This is a genomic window from Curtobacterium sp. S6, from assembly GCF_000710345.2.
GTDB lineage: Bacteria > Actinomycetota > Actinomycetes > Actinomycetales > Micrococcaceae > Rothia.
Genome location: NZ_JHEL01000010.1, coordinates 171312 through 192209, shown reverse-complemented (window position 1 = coordinate 192209; position 20898 = coordinate 171312). Strand labels below are relative to the sequence as shown.

The following is a 20898-nucleotide window of genomic DNA, read 5'->3' as shown; positions in this document are numbered from 1 at the left end:
GCATCGCCGCGCGATGCACCCCAGCACCTGATGAGGAAGGCCAGCACATGACGGAGAACCTCGACGCGGTGACGACAACGTTGCCCCGCCTTGCCACGGACCGACGCGACCAGATTTCGGTCACCGGCATCGGAGCCGTGGGATACCACGGTGTTTTCGACAACGAGCGCCGGGTCGGCCAGCCGTTCTTCGTGGATGTGACCCTTTTCTCCGACTGCGCGGCCGCGGGCGCGAGCGACGACCTCAACGACACCATCAACTACGGGGCCGTGGCCGAGACCGTCAAGGAAGCCATCGTCGGCGATCCGGTGAACCTCATCGAGACCCTGGCCGAACGCATCGTGCGGAACATCTTCGACCGGTTCGGTGTACCGGCGGTCGAGATCACGGTGCATAAGCCGAAGGCCCCCATCGAGGTCACGTTCGCGGACGTCGCCCTGACCATTTACCGGGAGAACACATGAGCGTCGAATCCGTCATCGCTCTCGGCTCCAATCTGGGCGAGTCTCGTGACACCCTCGCGCGGGCCGTGGCCGCTCTCGAGGAGCACGAGAAGATCACGCTTCAGGCGGTCTCGCCGATCGCGGTGACCGCCGCCGTGGGCGGACCCGCGGGCCAGCCCGACTTTCTGAACCAGATCGTCAGGATCCACACCGATCTGAGCCCCTTCTCCCTGTTGCGGTTTGCGCAGCACCTCGAAGAGGAATTCCACCGCGTCAGGACCGTGCGCTGGGGGCCGCGGACCCTCGACGTCGACATCGTGACCTTCGGGGATCTCTTCATGGACGAGCCCGAGCTGTCCCTTCCGCATCCCCGGGCCGCCGAGCGGGCCTTTGTGCTGGCGCCGTGGGCCCGTATGGACCCGGGCGCCGAACTCGATGGCAGGTCCGTCGCCGTGCTCGCCTCGCGTGCGGCGGACCGCGACGGCATCCGCGGGTATCTCGACGAAGCGACCGGCGAGGTCGGCCCGTGAAACCCCTCCGGTACCGTTGGCTCGCTCTGATCGCGGCCGTGGCCCTTGCCGCGGGCGGCGTCGTCAGCGGCCTGTGGCCGGACCTGCGGCGCGTGGTCTTCACGGTTCCGTGGCCCACCCTGGCGCTCAGCACCCTGCTGGCCGTCGTGTGTCTGGTGCTCGCGTGGCGCGTGAGGGCGTATATCAAGGATCCGCGGCGACGGCCCATCAACGCGGTCTTCGCCTCGCGGATCGCGGTTCTGGCGCAGACCTGTGCGGTCTACGGCGCGATCCTCTTCGGGTGGGCCGGCGGCGTCCTGCTGTACGACCTGTCTCTCCTGAGGTTTCGGTCGGGAACCGAAAATCTCTTCCTGACATTGGCAAACGTCGGGGTTGGCGTGGGAGTGTGTATTGCCGGTTGCGTGGCCGAAACCTGGTGCAAGAGGCCGCCGGAAGGTCCCGAGGATCCGAAGGACTCCGGCGATGCCGCCGAACGCCGACCGCGCCGCAACGAATTTCCCGAGGGAGAAGGTGGTTATGCCCGAAACAGAGGCCGTTGACATGTCCGGGGACCCCGCTGCCTCCCGACGACCCCGGCTGGGCCCGGGGAGCCCGCGTTTCGAGGCCCGGCTCGGCCGGCTCGACGTGTGGAACACCGACTGGACCCGCCCCGATCGCCGTTTCCTCAAGGCGCACCTGCTGTACGAGGCCCTGACCGGCGTCATCCTCTCGGCGTTGCTGTGCATCCCGTTGATCCTGGTGCTCTCGGGGGTGTGGGACTGGCCCCTGCCCTGGCTGTTGGTGTCCATCCTGGTCCCGGCGGCGTCCGTGGTGATCACCGTCGTCAATCTCTTCTTGGCGCCCCGCCGATGCCGCGCCCGCGGCTACGCGGAGCGCGAGGAGGACCTGCTGGTTCGTCACGGCGTCATGTGGCATAAGGTCAACGCGATCCCGTACGGGCGCCTGCAGTTCGTCGAGGTCTCCGTGGGACCGATCGACCGGATGTTCGGCCTGGCGAAGGTCGAGCTGCACACGGCCTCGTCCTCCACGGACGCCAAGATCTTGGGCATCAGCGCCGAAGACGCCGCGCGGCTCCGGGAGGACCTGTCCCAGCGCGGCGACGATCGTCTCGCGGGGCTCTGATGAGCGAGCCGACCCGAACCGACAGCCCGCACCCGGACACCTCGACGTGGGAGCGGGTCCATCCGCTGAGCCCGCTGGCGCGCTTCTGGATCGCCATCGTGGTGCTGATCTTCACCTTCGGTCGGCACTTCCTCGAAGACTCCCTGGAAGGCGGCGACGACGCCCACGTGCTTCAAGACGGCGTGGGGCGCATGGTTGCATCCCTGAGCCTCCTCGCCTGGCTCGGCCTCATCGCGGTCGTGCTGGTCGTGATCGGGATTCTCTTCTGGAGCTGGTGGTTCACCCGATACACCATCACGGACGGCACCGTCCGCCTGCGTCAAGGCGTCATTTTCCGAACCGATAAACAGGCGCGCCTGGACCGGGTGCAGAGCATCGAGGTCACCCAGCCGTTCTTTGCCCGGTTGATCGGCCTCGCCGAGTTGCGCTTCGACGTCGCCGACTCGGGCGACTCGACGCTTCACCTGCAATACCTGCGGAAGGCCGACGCCGAAGACCTGCGCGCCCGCTTGCTCGGTCGCAAGCGCGAGATCCAACGGGAGGCCTCGTCCACGAACGAGCCCGCGCCGTGGGGCCCCGAGGCCTCCGTCGCGGAGGCATCGACGGCCGCCCCGACGCCCCGCGACGCGACCCCGGATCCGTCGACGGACCGGCCCGGTGCGCCGTCGGCCGATACCGAGATCGCGCGGATGTCCGTCGGCCGGGCCGTCGGCGCGACGTTGATGTCCGGAGTGGGCCTCTGGTTCGTCGTCGTGTTGTTGGGGGCCGGGATCATGACGGTCTTTCTCCCGGGCGTCGGCCTGGTGTCCTTCGTCCCGACCCTCCTGGGTTTCGGAAGTCTCATCTGGTCGGGGATTAACGAGGGCGCGAATTTCCGGATCTCCCGTCACGGCGAGGGTTTCCGGGTGCGGCACGGGCTGACCTCGACGTCGGCCCAGAGCATCCCGCTCGGAAGGATCCAGGCGGTCGGCATCGATCAGCCGTGGCTGTGGCGCATTCCGGGCTGGTTTCGTGTTCGGATCAATTCGGCGGGGCTGGGCACGGACGCGGGCGAAGACTCGCGCCACGTTCTGCTTCCGGCGGGGTCGGGTCAAGATCTGTTCGACCTCATAACGCACGTGATCCCCTCGCCCCAGGACGGCGGGGTCTCCGGCCAGACGCTTCGGGCGGCGCTGGAGGGCCGCGGCGATGGCCACGGATTCGTCATCGCTCCCCGGCGTTCTCGGTGGTTGGACCCGTTCGCCCAACGCCGCAACGGTTATGCCAACACCGCGGACCTGATTCTTCTGCGCGGCGGATGGCTTGACCGTAGGTTGTCGATCGTGCCGCACGCCAGGACGCAGTCGGCCGCGATCTCCGATGGCCCCCTCACGCGTCGGCTCGGACTGGCGGATGTTCGCTTGGACTCCGTCGGCGGGAGCGTGCAGACCACGGTCAAACATCTCGCGTTGGACGACGCCCGGACGCTGGTTCGGGACCAGGCCCGGCGCGCCTCCTTCGCCCGGCGGATCGACGCGGCGGGGCCGAGCACCACCGCGACGCCCATCGAATCCCACGACCCGATCGAAATAGGAAGACACCATGACTGAAGCATCCCGCCGCCCAGGCCGGCTGGGGATCGGCATCATAGGCGCGGGACGCGTCGGTGCCGTGCTGGGGGCCGCGTTGCGGGCCGCGGGCCACGCGATCGTCGGGGTCCACGCCCTATCCGAGGCATCGCGCACGAGGGCCGAGGCGCTCCTGCCCGACGTGCCGATCCTGCAGATCCCGGAGATCGTCGAGCGCAGCGAGGTCGTCCTGTTTGCGGTGCCCGACGACGAGCTGGGCCCTCTCGTCTCCGGCCTGGCCAGCGGCGGCCATTTCACGGCGGGCCAGATCCTGGTGCACACCTCGGGTCGCTACGGAACCGACGTCCTGGAGCCGGGGCGTGAAGCGGGCACCGTGGGCTTGGCGATCCATCCCGCGATGACGTTCACGGGCCTGTCCCTCGACCTGACGCGCCTGCGGACGGCGTCCTTCGGCGTGACCGCCGGGGCGGCCTTCCTGCCGATCGCTCAGGCCCTGGTGGTGGAGATGGGCGGGGAGCCCGTGGTGATCGCGGAGGGAGATCGTCCGCTGTACCACGCGGCCCTGGCCCACGCGTCGAACCACACCGTGACCCTGATCGGGCAGGCCTCGCAGATCTTGGAGAGCATCGGTGTGGACAAACCCGGGGAGATGCTCGGTCCGCTGGTGCGGGCCAGCGTCGATAACGCCCTGGCCTCCGGGGACGCCGCCCTGACGGGTCCGGTGGTCCGGGGGGACGTCGGCACGGTCGTCTCGCACCGGGACATCCTGCAAGGCTTTGCCACCGAGGAGGACGCCCCCGATATTGGCGCCGCGTATCTCGGGTTGGCCCGTGCCAGCGCCGAGCGCGCGCATCGTCGCGGGGTCCTTTCCGATGAGTCATTTCGAGGAATTCTTCGTGCTTTGGCTCTCGATGAGGGGCCTCGACGTGAAAGCGGCGATCCAGATCAGTAAACTCTATGGCGGCCGTTCACGCATCGGGCGAGGTAGTTCTCTGCGCGCCGGCCTCTCAACACCGGGCCGGCCAGAGCGGTCGGCGTGACTTTGGTACCGGTGAAGGAAGGACGACTATGACGGGTGAGCTCTTTGTTGCTCGCACCCTGGAAGAATTTTTCGCTCAGATCAGCCAACGCATGGGCGAAGCAGAGGCTCGCATCCACGCGGAGGAGTCGGAGCGTATCGCCCACGAGGGGGTCGACCCCGAGGGCGAGCCGGGCAAGCCCCGCGTCGCGACCATGGGCCTCGTGCCCACGATGGGCGCCCTGCACGACGGTCACGCAACCCTCATCCGCCGCGCGCGCGAGCAGAACGACGTCGTGGCGGTCTCGTTGTTCGTGAACCCCCTGCAATTCGGGCCGGACGAGGACTACGACAAATATCCTCGCACCGAAGAGAAGGACCTCCAGCTGCTGCGTGAGTACGGCGTGGACATCGCTTTCGCCCCCTCGCTCGAGGCCATGTACCCCGGTGGGGAGCCGCTCGTGCGGGTCAGCTCCGGGGAATTGGGCACCATGTTCGAGGGCGCGGCCCGTCCGGGACACTTCGACGGCGTGTTGACCGTGGTCAACAAGCTCTTCAACGTCGTGGTCTCCGCGGCCGGAACGCACCGCGCCCGCGCCTATTTCGGCCAGAAGGACGCCCAGCAGGTGGCCCTCGTGCAGCGCATGGTCGCCGACTTCAACATCCCGATCACGGTCTGCCCCGTCGCGATCGTTCGCGACGACGACGGTCTCGCCTTGTCCTCCCGCAACGCCTACCTCTCCCCAGAAGAGCGCCGCGCCGCGCTGGTTCTCTCCCGCACCCTCGCGCTGCTGCGCGAGGAGGGCCTCTCCCGGGGGTACGCGGGCATCGACGTGGACGCCGCGAGGGAACGCATCTCTGAGCGAGACGGCGTCGAGCTGGAGTACCTTGAGATCGTGGATCCCCTGACCTTTGCCGCGCCGACCGAGGGCTCTGAACGCGCGACCGCGTTGGCGGCCATCCGGGTCGGCGGGACCCGGCTGTTGGACAACATGGACGTCATCTAGGCGACCGCCTGACCCGCACTCTTCCTCCCCGGCTACCCGACGATAGGCTAAAGACCGTGACTACCTCAGATTCGACGTCCCCTCAGCCCCAGCACGACGCCACCTCCGTGGAGGTGAGCGAGCAGATGCAGATCCGCATGGATAAGCGTGCGGAGCTGATCAAGCGCGGTCGCGAGTCCTACCCCGTCGGCGTGCCCGTGACCCGGACCATTCAGTCCATTCGGGAGCAGTACGAGCATCTTGAGGCCGGAGACGAGACCGGGGACGTCGTCGGCGTCGCCGGGCGCGTGGTCTTCATGCGCAACACCGGCAAGCTGTGCTTCGCGAGCCTCCAAGCGGGCGACGGTACGCGCTTGCAGGCCATGATCTCTTTGGCCAAGGCCGGGCAGGAGAACCTGGACGACTGGAAGGGCCTCGTGGATCTGGGTGACCACGTCTTCGTGCACGGCGAGGTCATCAGCTCCCGACGAGGAGAGCTCTCGGTCATGGTCGACGACTGGAGCATGGCCTCCAAGTCGCTACGCCCGATGCCCACCCTGCACAAGGACCTTAACGAGGAGACCCGGATCCGTCAGCGGTATCTGGACCTCATGGTTCGCCCCGAGGCGCAGGAGATCGTGCGCAAGCGGGCCAAGATCATCAACACGGTTCGCCAGGTCATGAACGACGACGACTACGTCGAGATCGAGACCCCCATGCTGCAGCTCGTGCACGGCGGAGCGACGGCTCGTCCGTTCGCGACGCACCTGAACGCGTTTGACCAGGACATGACGCTGCGCATCGCGACGGAGCTGTACCTCAAGCGCGCCGTGGTCGGCGGCATCGACAGGGTCTTCGAGATCGGTCGCGTCTTCCGCAACGAGGGCGTGGACTCAACCCACAGCCCGGAGTTCACGACGATCGAGGCCTACCAAGCCTACGGCGATCAGTACACGATGGCCGATCTGATCCAGCGGATCATCTTGGCCTGTGCGGATGCCGTGGGAATCCACCAGATCGAGACCGAGAACGGCACGGTGGACCTGACGGGGGAGTGGGCCTGGCTGGGCGTGTATCCGGGCCTCTCGGAGGCCGTGGGCCAGGAGATCACCCCGGAGACCCCGGCGTCGACGCTGCGCGAGATCGCGGCCGAGCGCGGCGTTTCCGTGGACCCGGCGTGGGACGCCGAGAAGCTGGTCATGGAGCTCTTCGAGGAATTCGTGGAGCCGACCCTGATCAACCCCACCTTCGTGTGCGATTACCCGCCGTCGGCTCAGCCGCTCGCGCGCCCGCACCGGAGCAAGCCCGGCGTCATCGAGGCCTGGGACCTCATCATCGGCGGCATGGAACGTGGCACCGCCTTCTCCGAACTGATCGATCCGGTGATCCAGCGGGAGCGCCTGACCGAACAGTCCCGCCTGGCCGCCGGCGGCGACGAGGAAGCCATGCAACTGGACGAAGACTTTCTGCGGGCCCTGGAGTACGCCGCCCCGCCGATGGGCGGATTCGGCCTGGGAATTGATCGCTTGATCATGTTGTTCACTGGATTGGGGATCAGGGAAACGATTTTGTTTCCCCTGATGAAACCCGAATAATTTCGGGTCGTTCGATGATCGGGCCGCCGGGCCCGGAGAGAAGGTCTAGCCATGGAATATGTGGCCGTTTTACTGCCGTCTGTGGCGATCGGTGCACTCTTCTACCTCTTGATGCGCTGGGCGTTCCGCGCGGACAGCGCCGAGCGCAAGGCGCGCGCGGCCTCCGAGGACGACGCGCGGCGCTGGTACGAGGACATCAAGCGCCGGGAAGGCGACGGCGAGATTTTTCGACCCCGCGCTGACAAGGATTCATAAGTTATTCCCAGGAAGAACATTGGGAATACGGCACTAATCGGCTGTAATTTTTCGCTAATGATTGCTAACCTGTCTCTCAAGACGGACATTAAGTCGCATTGACTTTAGTATCGCGAGACGGGTTCGGGGATCCTCGCTTCGCTAATCGTTTTGAGGTCGAGAACGCAAATCCGCGCCGACCAGTGCTGACAAGGATTGAGGAGACATTCATGGCTCAGAAAGTAAAGATCATTCTGGAGGACGACCTCGAGGGTGGCGCCGCTGACGAGACCGTTCGCTTCGGCTTGGACGGTGGCCAGTTTGAGATCGACCTGACCTCGGAGAACGCCGCGAAACTGCGGGACGCGATCCGTCCGTACGCCGCCAAGGCTCGTCGGGTCCAGTCCCGCAACTCCAACCGCACCGCGAATAAGGGGACGGGCCAGGTCCGCAACCCGGAGACCGCCCTGATCCGCAAGTGGGCCAAGGAGAACGGTTACAACGTTTCCGACCGCGGACGCATCCACCAGGAGATCCAGGACGCCTACTACGCGGCGCGCAAGAAGGACTCCTAGGTCGGCATCGCCGAATACCCCCTTTTGAGATTCACCGGCACGGCCCGGGACGTCGCGGGAGGGTAGTTTTTCCAGCTCAGGGCGGAAATGTTCACGCATTTTCCGCCCTGAGCTTTATTGCGTCTCGCCGCTGGCGAACAGCTGATGATCAGCGATTTTCTCTGCGTAGCATCGAAACAAAGACGTACAAGGAGACCACCTATGTTTGAACGGTTTACGGACCGCGCACGGCGTGTTGTGGTGCTGGCTCAGGAAGAAGCCCGCATGCTCAACCACAACTACATCGGCACAGAGCACCTGTTGCTGGGTCTGATCCATGAGGGCGAAGGCATCGCCGCCAAGGCGTTGGAATCCATGGGCGTGACCCTTTCCTCCGTCCGGGAGCAGGTGCAGGACATCATCGGACCGGGCCAGCAGGCGCCGAGCGGGCACATCCCGTTCACGCCGCGGGCCAAGAAGGTCCTCGAGCTATCGCTGCGCGAGGCATTGCAGCTCGGACACAACTACATCGGAACCGAGCACATCCTGCTCGGCCTCATCCGGGCCGGCGAAGGCGTCGCCTCGCAGGTCCTGTCGAAGCTCGGCGCCGAGCCTTCGCGGGTCCGGCAGACCGTGATCGACATGATCTCCGGTTACCAGGGCGGCTCGGGCGACTCCAAGGAGACCGCGGGCGTCGGCGCCGGCGGCAAGGACGGCACCCCGGCCGGTTCGGCGGTGCTGGACCAGTTCGGCACCAACCTGACCGCTCAGGCCCGCGAGAGCAAGCTGGACCCGGTCATCGGCCGCTACAAGGAGATGGAGAGGGTCATGCAGGTCCTCTCCCGCCGCACCAAGAACAACCCGGTGCTCATCGGTGAGCCCGGCGTCGGCAAGACGGCCGTCGTCGAGGGGCTCGCGCAGGCGATCGTTCGGGGCGATGTTCCCGAGACCCTGAAGGATAAGCACCTGTACACGCTGGACCTCGGCTCCCTCGTGGCCGGTTCTCGCTACCGCGGTGACTTCGAAGAGCGCCTCAAGAAGGTTCTCAAGGAGATCCGCACCCGCGGGGACATCATCCTGTTCATCGACGAGATCCACACCCTCGTCGGAGCCGGTGCCGCGGAAGGCGCGATCGACGCCGCCTCGATCCTCAAGCCCATGCTGGCTCGAGGCGAGTTGCAGACCATCGGCGCGACGACCCTCGACGAGTACCGCAAGCACATCGAGAAGGACGCCGCCCTGGAGCGTCGCTTCCAGCCGATCCAGGTGGATGAGCCTTCGCAGGCGCACTCCGTCGAGATCCTCAAGGGCCTGCGCGACAAGTACGAGGCTCACCACCGCGTGACCATCTCGGACGAAGCCCTGGAATCCGCCGTCAGCATGTCGGCCCGGTACATTTCGGATCGCTTCCTGCCGGATAAGGCCATCGACATGATCGACGAGGCCGGCGCGCGTCTGCGCATCAAGCGCCTGACCGCGCCCCCGGAGATCAAGGACCTGGAGGAGCGCATCGCCAAGCTCCGCTCCCAAAAGGAGTCCGCGATCGACGGCCAGGACTTCGAGAAGGCCGCGTCCCTGCGCGACAAGGAGCAGAAGCTCATCGCGGAGAAGGACGAGCAGGAAGAGCAGTGGAAGGAGAGCGACTCCGCCATGGGCGAGGTCACCTCCGACGTCATCGCCGAGGTTCTCGCCGCGGCCACGGGCGTTCCCGTCTACAAGCTCACGGATGAGGAATCCGGTCGCCTGCTCAACATGGAGGAAGAGCTGCACCGCCGTGTCATCGGTCAGGACAACGCCATTAAGGCCCTGTCCCGCTCGATCCGACGCACGCGTGCCGGCCTCAAGGATCCTCGCCGTCCCGGCGGCTCGTTCATCTTCGCCGGCCCCACCGGCGTCGGCAAGACCGAGTTGGCCAAGGCCCTGGCGGAGTTCCTCTTCGGCGACGACGACTCGCTGATCACCCTGGACATGTCCGAGTACCAGGAGAAGCACACGGTCTCCCGGCTGTTCGGTGCGCCTCCCGGATACGTCGGCTACGAAGAGGGCGGCCAGCTGACCGAAAAGGTCCGCCGCAAGCCCTTCTCCGTGGTCCTCTTCGACGAGGTCGAGAAGGCCCACGCGGACCTGTTCAACTCCCTGCTGCAGATCCTCGAGGACGGCCGTCTGACGGACTCGCAGGGCCGCGTCGTGGACTTCAAGAACACGGTCATCATCATGACGACCAACCTCGGTACCAAGGACATCTCCCGCCGGGTGCCCGTGGGATTCCAGTCCCACGAGGACCCGACGACCAACTACGAGCGCATGCAGGCCAAGGTCCAGGAGGAGCTCAAGGAGCACTTCCGCCCCGAGTTCCTGAACCGCGTGGACGACATCATCGTCTTCCCGCAGCTCTCGGAGAAGGAGATCATCCAGATCGTGGACCTGTTCGTGGCCCGCCTGGCCGAGCGCCTGCGCGAGAAGGACATGTCCATCGAGCTGACCGACGCCGCCAAGAAGCTCATCGGGGAACGCGGTTACGACCCCTCGATGGGTGCACGGCCCTTGCGCCGCACGATGCAGCGCGAGATCGAGGACCAGCTCTCGGAGAAGATCCTCTACGGCGAGATCAACGCCGGCGAGAAGATCACCGTGGACGTCGAGGGCGAAGGCGAGGACGGCAAGTTCGTCTTCTCCTCGCAGAAGATGTCCGAGCTGTCCGACGACGGATTCGACTACGGCGACGCTTCGTCGACCGACTCGAACCCGGACACCCAGCAGGTGTCCCGCCCGTCGACGCCGCCCCGCTACGAAGGCGGTAACGGCAGCGGCGGTGCCGCCGGCTCGGCGACCGCCTAGCGCGTCGCACCGGACCGACGAACCGGCCATATCGGGGCCGACCCTTGCGAGGGTCGGCCCCGATGCCGTTAACCCTCGCACGGGCCGACTCATAGGAGACATGTTCTCCTGCGGGCCTGCCGTGGGCGTAAACTCGACGCCCATGACGACCCTCACGCTGCGACCTGCCCAAACATCCGACGTCGCCGGGATCCGCCGGCTCGTGCAGCCGTACGTTGACACCGGGGCGCTCATCGCCAAGGAAGCGGTGGACTATTTCGAGGCCATCCAAGAGTTCCTGGTGGTCGAGGAGCGCGACGACGCCGGGGACGCCCGCCTTCTGGGCTGCGGCGCCCTCCACATCCTGTGGGAGGATCTGGGCGAGGTCCGCACGCTGGCCGCGAGCGAAGAAGCCCGGGGGCGAGGCATCGGGCGGATGCTCGTCGAAGCCTTGATCGAACGCGCCCGCACGATCGGGGTTTCCCGCGTGTTTTGCCTGACCTTCGAGGTCGACTTCTTCCGACGCATGGGCTTCGAGGTCATGACCCACCAGGAAACCTTGGACCCGGAGGTTTTCGCCGAATTGCTGCGCTCACCGGATCAGGGTGTGGCGGAATTCCTCGACCTCGCCCGGGTCAAACCCAATACCCTCGGGAATACCCGCATGATCAGGGCGCTGGGAGCCCCAGAGCCTCGCTAGGTTAGTGGGGAAGCGCGATCCCGCCGTTTCGCTCTTCACGGGCCAGGCCGTCGCGGATCAGCCCGTCGAGGCACCGCGTCAGCTGTTCCCGGTCCGCACCGAGCATCCGCAGCGCGTGCATCGGCGAGCCGTGTTCAGTCCCCGTCGCAGGGGCCTGGCCCACGAGCGATTCCCGGGGGACGGGGCCCTCGGCCTCGCGCAGGACGGCCATGATGGCCCCGCGGGCCTGACGGTCGGTCCCCTTCCACGCCTGCCCGCGGGGCACGTACTCGGGCTCCGGGCGGCCCGCGGCGACCCACGCGCAGTCGTCGACGATCGGGCACCGCTCGCACGCGGGCGACCGGGCGGTGCAGACCAGGGCACCGAGCTCCATGACCGCGGCATTCCAGGCGACGGCCGCCGCGTCGTCGGCCGGCATGAGGTCTTCGGCCAGGCGCGTCTCGGCGGCCGTCAGGGACTTCGAGGGAAGGGCCTTTCCCCCGACGGCGCGCGCGTGCACCCGGCGGATGTTGGTGTCGATCACGGTCTGGCGGTTCTCGAAGGCGAAGACCGAAATGGCCGCGGCGGTGTACGAACCGACCCCGGGGAGGGCCAAGAGTTCGTCGTAATCCTCCGGGACCCGGCCGCGGTGGCGCTCGGTGATCGCGACGGCGGCGGCGTGCAGGCGAAGCGCCCGGCGAGGGTACCCGAGCCGTCCCCACATCTTGACGGCCTCACCGGGCGAGGCCCCGGCGAGGTCGGCGGGCTCCGGCCAGCGGCTCATCCATTCCCGCCACCGGGGGAGGACCCTGACCACCGGGGTCTGCTGCAACATGAACTCGCTGACCATGACCTGCCACGGCGTGCGGTCGGGCGACCTCCAGGGCAGGTCGCGCGCGTGGGTCGAGTACCAGTCGATGACCGCGGCGTGGAGCCGTCCCGGGGGATTGTCGAGGGGCTTCGCGGGTGTCCCGTGGGCGCGATCGCGGTCCCTCGCCGTCGCCCCGGCCGGTGCTGTCGAATAATTCATGACGTGACCACTGTAGTGGCTCGTTTCGTGCCCTGAGTTGGGCGATTGTTTTAGTAGCCTTAGACACATGGCTGAGTACGAAGACCCCACCCCGGACGGGGAGCACCACGAGGATGGCTATCGGCGCGAATCCCCCGAGGTGTATCGCCGCCGCCGGATCATCGCGGTGATCCTGGCACTCTTGGTGGTGATCCTTCTGGTATGGGCCATCGTGTTCGCGGTCGGCAAGGTCGCCGCGAGCTTCGGGGGCGGGGGAGAGGCGAGTTCTTCCGCGTCGTCGAACGACAATTTCGCCAGCTTCAGCGCCCGACCGTCTCAGTCCGCCTCGGGAAGCGCGTCCGCCTCGGGATCGGCCAGCGGTTCGGCCTCGGCCTCCTCGTCGGCCAGCGCGAGCGGTTCGGCGTCGCCGTCGGATCAGCCTTCCGAATCCCCGAGCCCGAGCGAATCCTCCGCCGAGGCGGCCCCGGCGCCAACGTCGAGCGAGCCCCCCAAGGTCGAGGCCTGCGGCTCGAACATCGAGGTTCAGGCGGCCGTGGACAAGAAAACCTTTGGTCAGGGCGAAAACCCGGTGATGACGGCGACCGTCAAGAACACCGCGGCCAACCCCTGCACGATGGACCTGAGCGCCGCCAAGGTCACCTATGACATCACCTCCGGCCCGGCGGACGTGTACTCGAGCAATAATTGCGGCCCCGACACCGCGCCCAAGGAGGCCACCATCCAGGCCGGGGCGACCGAAACGACCACTCAATCGTGGGACCGCACCATGAACACGACCGGCTGCGGGGCAGAGGCGCAACCGGTTCAGCCGGGCTACTACTGGCTGACCGTGTCGGTCAACGGTGTGCCGAGCCAGCGCCAAGCGATCGTGATCCAGTAGAACGGACCGGTCGGTCACGCACGGATCGCGCCAGAAACCCCCGAGGGCGGATGCCTCTCGGGGGTTTCTTGGCGTTCGGGGGCTACATGAAGCGGTCGAGGAGGCTTGTCTCGGCCATGCGGGCCAAGGACTCGCGGATGCTTCGTGCGCGGTACTCGCCGATGCCTTCGACGCTGCGCAGGTCCTCGAGGTTGGCCGCCATGAGCGTCTGGAGGCCGTCGAAGCGCGCGACGAGGCGCTCCGAGACGCTCCGGGGGATCGACTTCACGCCGTTGAGCAGACGGTAGCCGCACGGGTGCAGGGTGTAGTCGAGGTCCGCCCCGCCCGGGAGGCCCACGGCCCGCGCGACCGCGACGGGGTCGGCGAGCTCGACGGGAGACAGCTCGGCGAGGCTCTTCTGCGCGCGCCGGATGATCTGGGGGTCGTGAGCCTGGGGGAGATAGTCACGGAAGACAAGCTCGGTGGTCGGCTGATTCAGCACGAGTTCCTCGAGCTGCATCGCGACCATGCGCCCCTGGTCGCCGAGCTCGACGACGCTGTCTCCGATTTCTTCGGAGATACGGCGCACGAGTTCGAGGCGTTGCAACGTGAGGGCCACGTTGCGGACGGTCACGTCGGATTCGATCTCGAGGGCCGAGAGGTTCGACAGTTCCTGTTCCAAACGAACGGTGTACCGCTCCAGGGTCTGAATGGCCTGATTGGCCCGTGCCATGATCTCCTGGGCCTTCTCCAGAGGGTACCGCTGGCCGTCCGCGTAGATCGTGATGACGCTCATCGACTTGGACACCGAGATCACCGGGTACCCGGTCTGTTTGGCGACCCGCTCCGCCGTGCGGTGTCGCGTGCCCGATTCGGTGGTCGTGATCTCGGGGTCGGGCATGAGCTGAACACCGGCCCGGTGAATCGTGGTCACTTCTCTATTGCAGATGATCGCGCCATCCATCTTGGCCAGCTCCCGCAGACCCGTTCCGGAGAATTCGGTGTCGATCACGAAACCGCCGCTGGCGATGGTCGTGACGGGCTCGTCGGACCCGAGAACGATGAGGGCGCCGGTGCGGCCCTGGAGGATGCGGTCCAGGCCGTCGCGCAATTGCGTTCCGGGCGCGAGAAGCGCCAGGGTCTTTTTGAGCTGGTTCTTCCGGGTAGTAGGCACGTTCTCCAGCCTAACCCGTCAACCTCGCGCCGGCCCGGGAACTCACGATCGTCCCGGGAACAGCGTGTCCACGGCCTCCACCACGGAGGCGACCTCTTTGACCGTGACGCCCTCGGGGGTTCCCTCGACGCCCGCCGGGGATGCCGGGACCATGACGTGCGTGAAGCCGAGGCGGGCAACCTCCGCGATGCGTTGACGGATGCCCGGTACCGCGCGGACCTCCCCGGCCAGGCCGACCTCCCCGAAGACCGCGAGCTTGCGTGGGAGGGGGCGGTCTTCCGCGGCCGAGGCGAGGGCCATGACGGTGGCCAGGTCCGCGGCCGGCTCGGTCAGCCGCACGCCGCCGACGGTCGAGAGGTAACAGTCCAATTTCCCGACGTTGAATCCGGCGCGTCGCTGGAGGACCGCCAGGAGCATGGCCGTCCGCGCGGAGTCGAGCCCGGCCGTGGCGCGCCGGGGCTGTGCGGTCGCGGACTCGTCCAGGAGCGCCTGGACCTCCGCCAGGAGGGGCCGCCGGCCCTCCATGGTCACCGTGAGGCAGGTTCCCGCGACGGGATGCGCCGTGCGGGAGACGAACAGGCCCGACGGGTCCGAGACGCCGGCGATGCCGTCCTCGACGAGGTCGAAGCACCCGACCTCGTCCGTGGGGCCGAAGCGGTTCTTGACGGCCCGGAGCATGCGGATACGGGAGTTTTTGTCCCCCTCGAATTGGCAGACGACGTCGACCAGGTGCTCCAGCAGCCGGGGCCCGGCGATCGTGCCCTCCTTGGTCACGTGCCCCACGAGCAGGGTGGTCATGTTGCGCTTCTTGGCTTCCGCGGTGATGGAGGCCGAGACCTCCCGGACCTGGGTCACGCCGCCGGCCGAACCCTCGATCTCGGCGCTCGCGAGGGTCTGGACCGAGTCGACGATCAGCAGGCTCGGCGCCACGGCATCGATCTGGGCGAGGGCGGTCCCGAGGTCGGTCTCCGACGCGAGGTACAGGGTGTCCGCGACGGCCCCGATGCGGTCGGCGCGGAGCTTGACCTGGGCCGAGGATTCCTCACCGGTCACGTAGAGGACGTCGTGCCCTTTCCCCGAGGAGCCCCGGGCGAAGGTCGCGGCGACGTCGAGCAGAAGGGTCGACTTGCCCACGCCGGGCTCCCCGGCCATGAGGATCACGGCCCCGGGAACCAGGCCGCCGCCGAGCACGCGGTCGAACTCTTCGATTCCGGTCCCGGCGAATTGGGCGAGCGACGCATCGACCTCGCCGATGGGTCGGGCGGGGGTCTCGACGCTGCGCGCGGGTGCCGTCCGGGCCACGGACTGGCCCCCGACCTCTTCAATGGTTCCCCATTGCTGGCATTCGCCGCAGCGGCCCACCCATTTGGCGGTGGTCCATCCGCATTCGCGGCATCGATAGGCGTTGGCGTTGCGAGAGGTCTTTCGTGCGGGACTCATACGAGCATCGTACGGGCCGGGACTGACAACTTAAGAGTCGGTATCCTGCGGTTCTTCGGGGTCCACGATGTCGATGGCCTCGGTCAGCTCTTGGCGTATCGTGGCCAGGACATTTCCGGCGGCCCGCTGGTCCATGCCGGTCATGACCAGCAGGTCGACGGTCAGCGGGCGGATGATCATGACGAGGGCCTCGCCCTGGTAGGTGCGAACCCCCAGGAGCTGCGGGTCGAGCTTCGCGGCGACCGAGCTGAGGTCGATCCGGGCCCGGCGCAACATCGCGTCGCGGGCATCGGTCGACTCCGCCTTCAGCGACAGGCCCAGCACGTCGACGGCTTCGGAGAGCTCCAGCAGGACGTCGCGCAGCGAGCGGATCGCCTCGTCGCGCAGGTGCACCGTGGTGATCACGTTGGCGATGCGCCGGACGAGCACTCGGGCGTTGCGGATCGAGTAGTCGAACCCCTGGAGGGCGCGCTCGTAGGCGCGGACGTCGTCGAGGGCTTGGCGCCGCGTGAGGGCGACCTTGGCCAAGGATTTGCTGGTCTTGAGCGAGCTCTCGATCGAATCCAGCGTGGGCTGGGTCTTACGCGCGCGGGCCAGCGCGTGCCAGGCGAGGGTCGCGTCGTAGTTCCCGATCGCCTCCGAGGCCTCGCGGAGCACTCGGGAGAATTCCCGGGTGAGCTGAATCATCTGGTCCTTGGGCTGTCTCCTCGGGTCCTGGGGGACCAAGGCCATGATGACCAGGGCGCACAGCCCGCCGACGACCGCGTCGAGGCTACGGGCGAAGGGACCGTCGATGGCCGGGGGCAGCAGAACCACGAGCACGGCCTGAAGGCCCATCTGCGTCGAGAAGATCGTGCCGTTGTCGAGGAAACGTGCGAGCAGGAGCGAGACGAGCAGCACCGCGAAGGCCTGCAACGGCCCGCGGCCCAGGAAATACATCAGGGAGTCGCCGACCGCGATGCCGAGGGTGCAGCCGATGGCCACCTCGAGGATTCGGCGCATGTGGTTGCCGCCGGAGACGTAGCCGAGGGACACGATCGCCGCCGTCGCCGCGAACAGAGGTTGGTGGTGGCGGAGCAGAACTTCCGCGAGGAAATACGCGCCCACGGCGGCCACCGTGATTTGAATGGACTGGAAGAAGCCGGCCCGAACCCGGGACATGCCCAAGCGGCTGCGTGAGGCCAGGTCCGTGCGGGCCGATCGCATGCGCTGGGAGAAGGTATTTCGGGCCATGACGCCATCATAGTTTGCCGAGGACGCGGGGTCGCCGGGAAAGTTCACGTTCCGTTCACCAGGGACAACACCCGTGGATACCTGCCCTCCCTAGCGTGTACTGGTGTTGGGAACAGTGCCGAGGCAGTTACTCGTGCGTCACATCAACGGATGGTCGCCTCCATTCCCGACGACCTCACACCTCGGACGTCCCGGGAAGACCCACCGGATCCTGGACACCGACATACAGCACTCTTGAAGGGGTACCTTTCGTGAAGATCTCTCGCATCGGGCGTTTCGCCGCCATCGCCGCCGTCGGAACCATCGCTCTGACCGCTTGCGGTTCCGACAACGCCACTGGCAAGTCCTCCTCGGACACCAGCGCCGCCGCGGCGAACGTCTCCGGCAAGCTCTCCGGCGTCGGTTCCTCCGCGCAGCAGGCCGCCATGACCCAGTGGCAGACCGACTTCCAGAACGCCAACGACGGGGCCGAGGTTCAGTACTCGCCGGACGGATCCGGCGCGGGCCGCAAGGCATTCCTCTCCGGCGGTGCGAACTTCGCCGGCTCGGACGCCCACCTCAAGGACGAAGAGTACAACCAGGCCAAGGAGCAGTGCGGCCCGGACGGCGCCATGGACATTCCCGTCTACGTCTCCCCGATCGCGGTGGCCTTCAACGTCAAGGGCGTCGACGAGCTGAACCTCGATGCGCCGACGATCGCCAAGATCTTCAAGGGCGAGATCAAGACCTGGGACGACGACGCGATCAAGAAGCTCAACCCCGACGCCAACCTGCCGAGCACCCCCGTGACCGTGGTTCACCGCTCGGACAACTCGGGCACCACCGAGAACTTCACCGACTACCTCGAGAAGGCCTCCGAGGGCGCTTGGGGCGAGAAGGCCTCCGGCGACTGGCCCAAGGCCTTCGCCGGCGAAGCCAACAAGGGCACCTCCGGCGTCGTCTCGACGACCCAGAGCACCGACGGCGCGATCACCTACGCCGACGAGTCGGGCGTGGGCGACCTCAAGACCGCGAAGGTCAAGGACGGCGAGGACTTCGTCAAGGTCTCCTCCGATTCCGCCTCGAAGGCCGTCGAGAGCTCCAAGAAGGTCGAGGGCCGCGGCGAGCACGACATGTCGCTCGAGCTGAACCGCACCCCGAACGACGGTTCGTACCCGATCGTTCTGGTCTCGTACCACATCGTCTGCTCGACCTATAAGGACCAGAACACCGTGGACCTGGTCAAGGGCTTCGAAAACTACGTCGTGAGCGAGGACGGCCAGAAGTCGGCCGCCGATGCCGCCAAGTCCGCCCCGCTGCCGAAGAGCATGCAGGAAGACGCCAAGAAGGCGATCGACTCGATCAAGACCAAGTAACGCTCCGGCCGTCCGCGTGACGGTTTGACCGAGATTCCCGCCAGGCCCTTCCGGCCCTGGCGGGAATCTCTCACCTCTCATCCATCATCGACCAGCAGAGAGTCTCGAGGATTCATGTCTCATTCTTCGTCGACGGCCCCCGAGCAGGGCACGCATCTCGCGCCCGGGGACGACCACGACAACGAGCCCCAAGGATCCAGCTCCGCAGCCAAAACCCGTGACTCGGGTGCGAAGGGCGGGCCCGCCCAAGACCGGGCCTTCGCCAGCATCACCGTGATCGCCGGCGCGATCATTCTCGTGGTGTTGGCCGCCGTCGCCTTCTTCTTGACCTGGCAGGCCTCGCCGGTCTTCGGCGCCGATCCCTCGAAGATCACGGGCGGCAAGGGATTCTCTTCCTACATCTGGCCGCTCGTCGTCGGGACCCTGATCGCCTCGGCCATCGCCTTGATCCTGGCCACCCCGGTGGGCATTGGCGTGGCCCTGTACATCTCCCACTACGCCCCGCCGCGGTTTGCCAAGGGCGTGGGCTACGTGATCGACCTCCTGGCCGCGATTCCTTCCGTGATCTTCGGTGCGTGGGGAGCATCCATCCTGGCGCCCAAGATCGTGCCGTTCTACGACTGGCTGTCCCACGTGTTGGGCTTCCTGCCGATCTTCCAGGGACCGCCGACCGCGACGGGCAAGACGATCCTGACCGCCGGCATCGTCCTGGCCATCATGATCCTGCCGATCATCACCGCGATGTGCCGCGAGATCTTCGCCCAGACCCCCGTGTTGCAGCAGGAGGCCGCCCTCGGTCTCGGCGCGACGAAGTGGGAAATGGTCCGCATGACGGTCTTCCCGTTTGCCCGCGCGGGCATCATCTCCTCGATCATGTTGGCCCTCGGGCGCGCGATGGGCGAAACCATGGCGGTGACCCTGGTGCTCTCCGGCGGCCCGTTCAACCCGTCGCTCATCCAGTCGGGTAACCAGACGGTGGCCTCGGAGATCGCGCTGAACTTCCCGGAGGCTTACGGCCTGCGCCTGAACGAACTCATCGCGGCGGGCCTGGTCTTGTTCGCCATCACCCTCGTGGTGAACCTGCTGGCACGCCTCGTGATCAGCCGGTACAAGGATTTCTCTGGAGCTAACTCATGACCACCACGAGCACGCATACCCCCTCGAAACTGACCAGCGGCCAGGCTCCGAGCTGGATGCCGTACGCGATCGGGGCCGGCGCCATTATCCTCGGTGCGGCGCTGTCCGCGCTCGTCGGATTCAGCATCGGCCTGTGGGCGGTCTTCGCGGCCGTCATCTTCGTGGTGGTCGGACCGATCGTGGTCGGCTCGATCGAAGGCGGCCGCAAGGGCAAGGACGCGTTCGCCCGTTACCTCGTCTACGGCGCGTTCATTCTGGCCCTCATCCCCCTGGTCTCCGTGATCTGGGTGGTTCTGAGCCGAGGTATTCCGGGCCTGTCCGGAAACCTGCTGGGAACCTCGATGAACGGCGTCAGCGGCGTGACCGACAACCAGGCCAAGAGCGGCGGCCCGGCCTACGGCGGCGCCTACCACGCGATCATCGGAACGCTCATGATCACCCTGTGGGCCGCGGTCATGTCCGTGCCGATCGGCCTCCTGACGGCGGTGTTCTTGACGGAGTACAGCAGTGTGAACCGCGCGTTCCGTTGGATCGGTCGCATCATCACGTTCCTCGTCGACGTCATGACCGGCATCCCGTCGATCGTCGCGGGTCTGTTCGCCGTCGCCCTGTTCGTACAGGTCCTCGGCGACCCGTCGGCCCGCTTCGGCTTCATCGCCTCGGTGGCCCTGTCCGTGCTCATGATCCCGACGGTCGTGCGAAACACCGAAGAGATGCTCAAGATCGTGCCGAACGAGCTCCGCGAGGCCTCCTACGCGCTGGGCGTTCGGAAGTGGCGGACCATCACCAAGGTGGTCATCCCCACGGCGATCTCCGGCATCTCCTCGGGTGTGACCCTCGCGATCGCCCGAGTGATCGGTGAGACCGCCCCGATCCTGGTGACCGCCGGCTTCGTCGCGAGCATCAACTACAACGCCTTTAGCGGCTGGATGACGACGCTGCCGACGTTCATTTACTACCAGATCATGAACCCCACCTCGCCCACGGCTCCCGAGGTTTCCGCGGACCGAGCCTGGGCCGCGGCATTGATCCTGATCGTGATTGTGATGGTCTTGAACCTGATCGCACGCCTGATCTCCAAATTCTTTGCCCCCAAGACCGGCCGCTGAGCCCGTCGCCCCGAA

20 protein-coding genes are annotated in these 20898 nt (G+C 66.7%); 16 read left to right on the top strand and 4 right to left on the bottom strand.

Annotated features, from left to right (window positions below):
- The first annotated feature begins 47 nt into the window (after nt 1-47).
- The 12 genes from folB (at nt 48) to CURSPS6_RS01885 (ending at nt 11567) form a co-directional block, all read left to right on the top strand.
- Nucleotides 48-464, top strand: a complete 417-nt coding sequence (gene folB / locus CURSPS6_RS01940) for a dihydroneopterin aldolase (RefSeq protein WP_051687522.1) — start codon at nt 48-50, stop codon at nt 462-464.
- The gene (folK, locus tag CURSPS6_RS01935; RefSeq protein ID WP_030013717.1) at nt 461-973 is read left to right on the top strand and encodes a 2-amino-4-hydroxy-6-hydroxymethyldihydropteridine diphosphokinase; all 513 of its coding nucleotides are present in this window, start codon (nt 461-463) and stop codon (nt 971-973) included. Before folB ends, folK begins: the two co-directional genes overlap by 4 nt.
- Nucleotides 970-1512, top strand: coding sequence for a DUF3180 domain-containing protein (locus CURSPS6_RS01930; RefSeq protein WP_030013716.1), 543 nt, complete (start codon nt 970-972; stop codon nt 1510-1512). The genes folK and CURSPS6_RS01930 overlap by 4 nt, the downstream gene beginning before the upstream one ends.
- Entirely contained in the window at nt 1490-2095 is a 606-nt protein-coding gene (locus CURSPS6_RS01925) for a PH domain-containing protein (RefSeq protein WP_152978026.1), read from the top strand. Before CURSPS6_RS01930 ends, CURSPS6_RS01925 begins: the two co-directional genes overlap by 23 nt.
- Nucleotides 2095-3684 (top strand): PH domain-containing protein, encoded by a 1590-nt coding sequence (locus tag CURSPS6_RS01920; protein WP_051687520.1) that lies wholly within the window; start codon nt 2095-2097, stop codon nt 3682-3684. Before CURSPS6_RS01925 ends, CURSPS6_RS01920 begins: the two co-directional genes overlap by 1 nt.
- Nucleotides 3677-4615 (top strand): Rossmann-like and DUF2520 domain-containing protein, encoded by a 939-nt coding sequence (locus tag CURSPS6_RS01915; RefSeq protein ID WP_030013709.1) that lies wholly within the window; start codon nt 3677-3679, stop codon nt 4613-4615. Before CURSPS6_RS01920 ends, CURSPS6_RS01915 begins: the two co-directional genes overlap by 8 nt.
- A gap of 116 nt (nt 4616-4731) precedes the next feature.
- Complete coding sequence (gene panC / locus CURSPS6_RS01910) at nt 4732-5688, top strand: pantoate--beta-alanine ligase (RefSeq protein ID WP_030013707.1); 957 nt, start codon at nt 4732-4734, stop codon at nt 5686-5688.
- A gap of 125 nt (nt 5689-5813) precedes the next feature.
- Entirely contained in the window at nt 5814-7262 is a 1449-nt protein-coding gene (lysS, locus tag CURSPS6_RS01905; protein WP_082469956.1) for a lysine--tRNA ligase, read from the top strand.
- 81 nt (nt 7263-7343) lie between these two features.
- A complete protein-coding gene (locus tag CURSPS6_RS01900; protein ID WP_235503653.1) occupies nt 7344-7517 on the top strand; it encodes a hypothetical protein in 174 nt (57 codons plus the stop codon).
- Between the two features lie 209 nt (nt 7518-7726).
- Nucleotides 7727-8071 carry a histone-like nucleoid-structuring protein Lsr2 gene (locus CURSPS6_RS01895; protein WP_030013703.1) on the top strand — a complete coding sequence of 115 codons (345 nt, stop codon included), beginning with the start codon at nt 7727-7729 and terminating at the stop codon, nt 8069-8071.
- A gap of 201 nt (nt 8072-8272) precedes the next feature.
- Complete coding sequence (locus CURSPS6_RS01890) at nt 8273-10888, top strand: ATP-dependent Clp protease ATP-binding subunit (protein ID WP_030013702.1); 2616 nt, start codon at nt 8273-8275, stop codon at nt 10886-10888.
- A 142-nt stretch (nt 10889-11030) separates the two neighbouring features.
- Nucleotides 11031-11567 (top strand): amino-acid N-acetyltransferase, encoded by a 537-nt coding sequence (locus tag CURSPS6_RS01885; RefSeq protein WP_030013699.1) that lies wholly within the window; start codon nt 11031-11033, stop codon nt 11565-11567.
- A 1-nt stretch (nt 11568) separates the two neighbouring features.
- Here the strand turns inward: CURSPS6_RS01885 and CURSPS6_RS01880 are convergent, their stop codons facing one another.
- Entirely contained in the window at nt 11569-12576 is a 1008-nt protein-coding gene (locus CURSPS6_RS01880) for an A/G-specific adenine glycosylase (RefSeq protein ID WP_082469935.1), read from the bottom strand.
- Nucleotides 12577-12643: 67 nt separating this feature from the next.
- Between CURSPS6_RS01880 and CURSPS6_RS01875 the strand changes: the two genes are divergently transcribed.
- The gene (locus CURSPS6_RS01875; protein ID WP_035810005.1) at nt 12644-13456 is read left to right on the top strand and encodes a hypothetical protein; all 813 of its coding nucleotides are present in this window, start codon (nt 12644-12646) and stop codon (nt 13454-13456) included.
- Between the two features lie 82 nt (nt 13457-13538).
- Here CURSPS6_RS01875 and disA read toward each other — a convergent pair whose 3' ends face one another.
- Genes disA through CURSPS6_RS01860 form a run of 3 tightly spaced genes read right to left on the bottom strand, consistent with a single transcriptional unit; the run spans nt 13539 to nt 17282 of the window.
- Entirely contained in the window at nt 13539-14609 is a 1071-nt protein-coding gene (gene disA / locus CURSPS6_RS01870) for a DNA integrity scanning diadenylate cyclase DisA (RefSeq protein WP_035810003.1), read from the bottom strand.
- 42 nt (nt 14610-14651) lie between these two features.
- On the bottom strand, nt 14652-16049 hold the full coding sequence (radA, locus tag CURSPS6_RS01865) for a DNA repair protein RadA (protein WP_030013692.1): 1398 nt from the start codon (nt 16047-16049) through the stop codon (nt 14652-14654).
- 30 nt (nt 16050-16079) lie between these two features.
- Nucleotides 16080-17282 (bottom strand): FUSC family protein, encoded by a 1203-nt coding sequence (locus CURSPS6_RS01860; protein ID WP_082469934.1) that lies wholly within the window; start codon nt 17280-17282, stop codon nt 16080-16082.
- 251 nt (nt 17283-17533) lie between these two features.
- Between CURSPS6_RS01860 and pstS the strand changes: the two genes are divergently transcribed.
- The 3 genes from pstS (at nt 17534) to pstA (ending at nt 20883) form a co-directional block, all read left to right on the top strand.
- Nucleotides 17534-18637 carry a phosphate ABC transporter substrate-binding protein PstS gene (gene pstS / locus CURSPS6_RS01855; protein ID WP_030013688.1) on the top strand — a complete coding sequence of 368 codons (1104 nt, stop codon included), beginning with the start codon at nt 17534-17536 and terminating at the stop codon, nt 18635-18637.
- 114 nt (nt 18638-18751) lie between these two features.
- The gene (gene pstC / locus CURSPS6_RS01850; RefSeq protein WP_082469933.1) at nt 18752-19774 is read left to right on the top strand and encodes a phosphate ABC transporter permease subunit PstC; all 1023 of its coding nucleotides are present in this window, start codon (nt 18752-18754) and stop codon (nt 19772-19774) included.
- Nucleotides 19771-20883, top strand: coding sequence for a phosphate ABC transporter permease PstA (gene pstA / locus CURSPS6_RS01845; RefSeq protein ID WP_030013685.1), 1113 nt, complete (start codon nt 19771-19773; stop codon nt 20881-20883). The genes pstC and pstA overlap by 4 nt, the downstream gene beginning before the upstream one ends.
- The last annotated feature ends 15 nt before the right edge of the window (nt 20884-20898 follow it).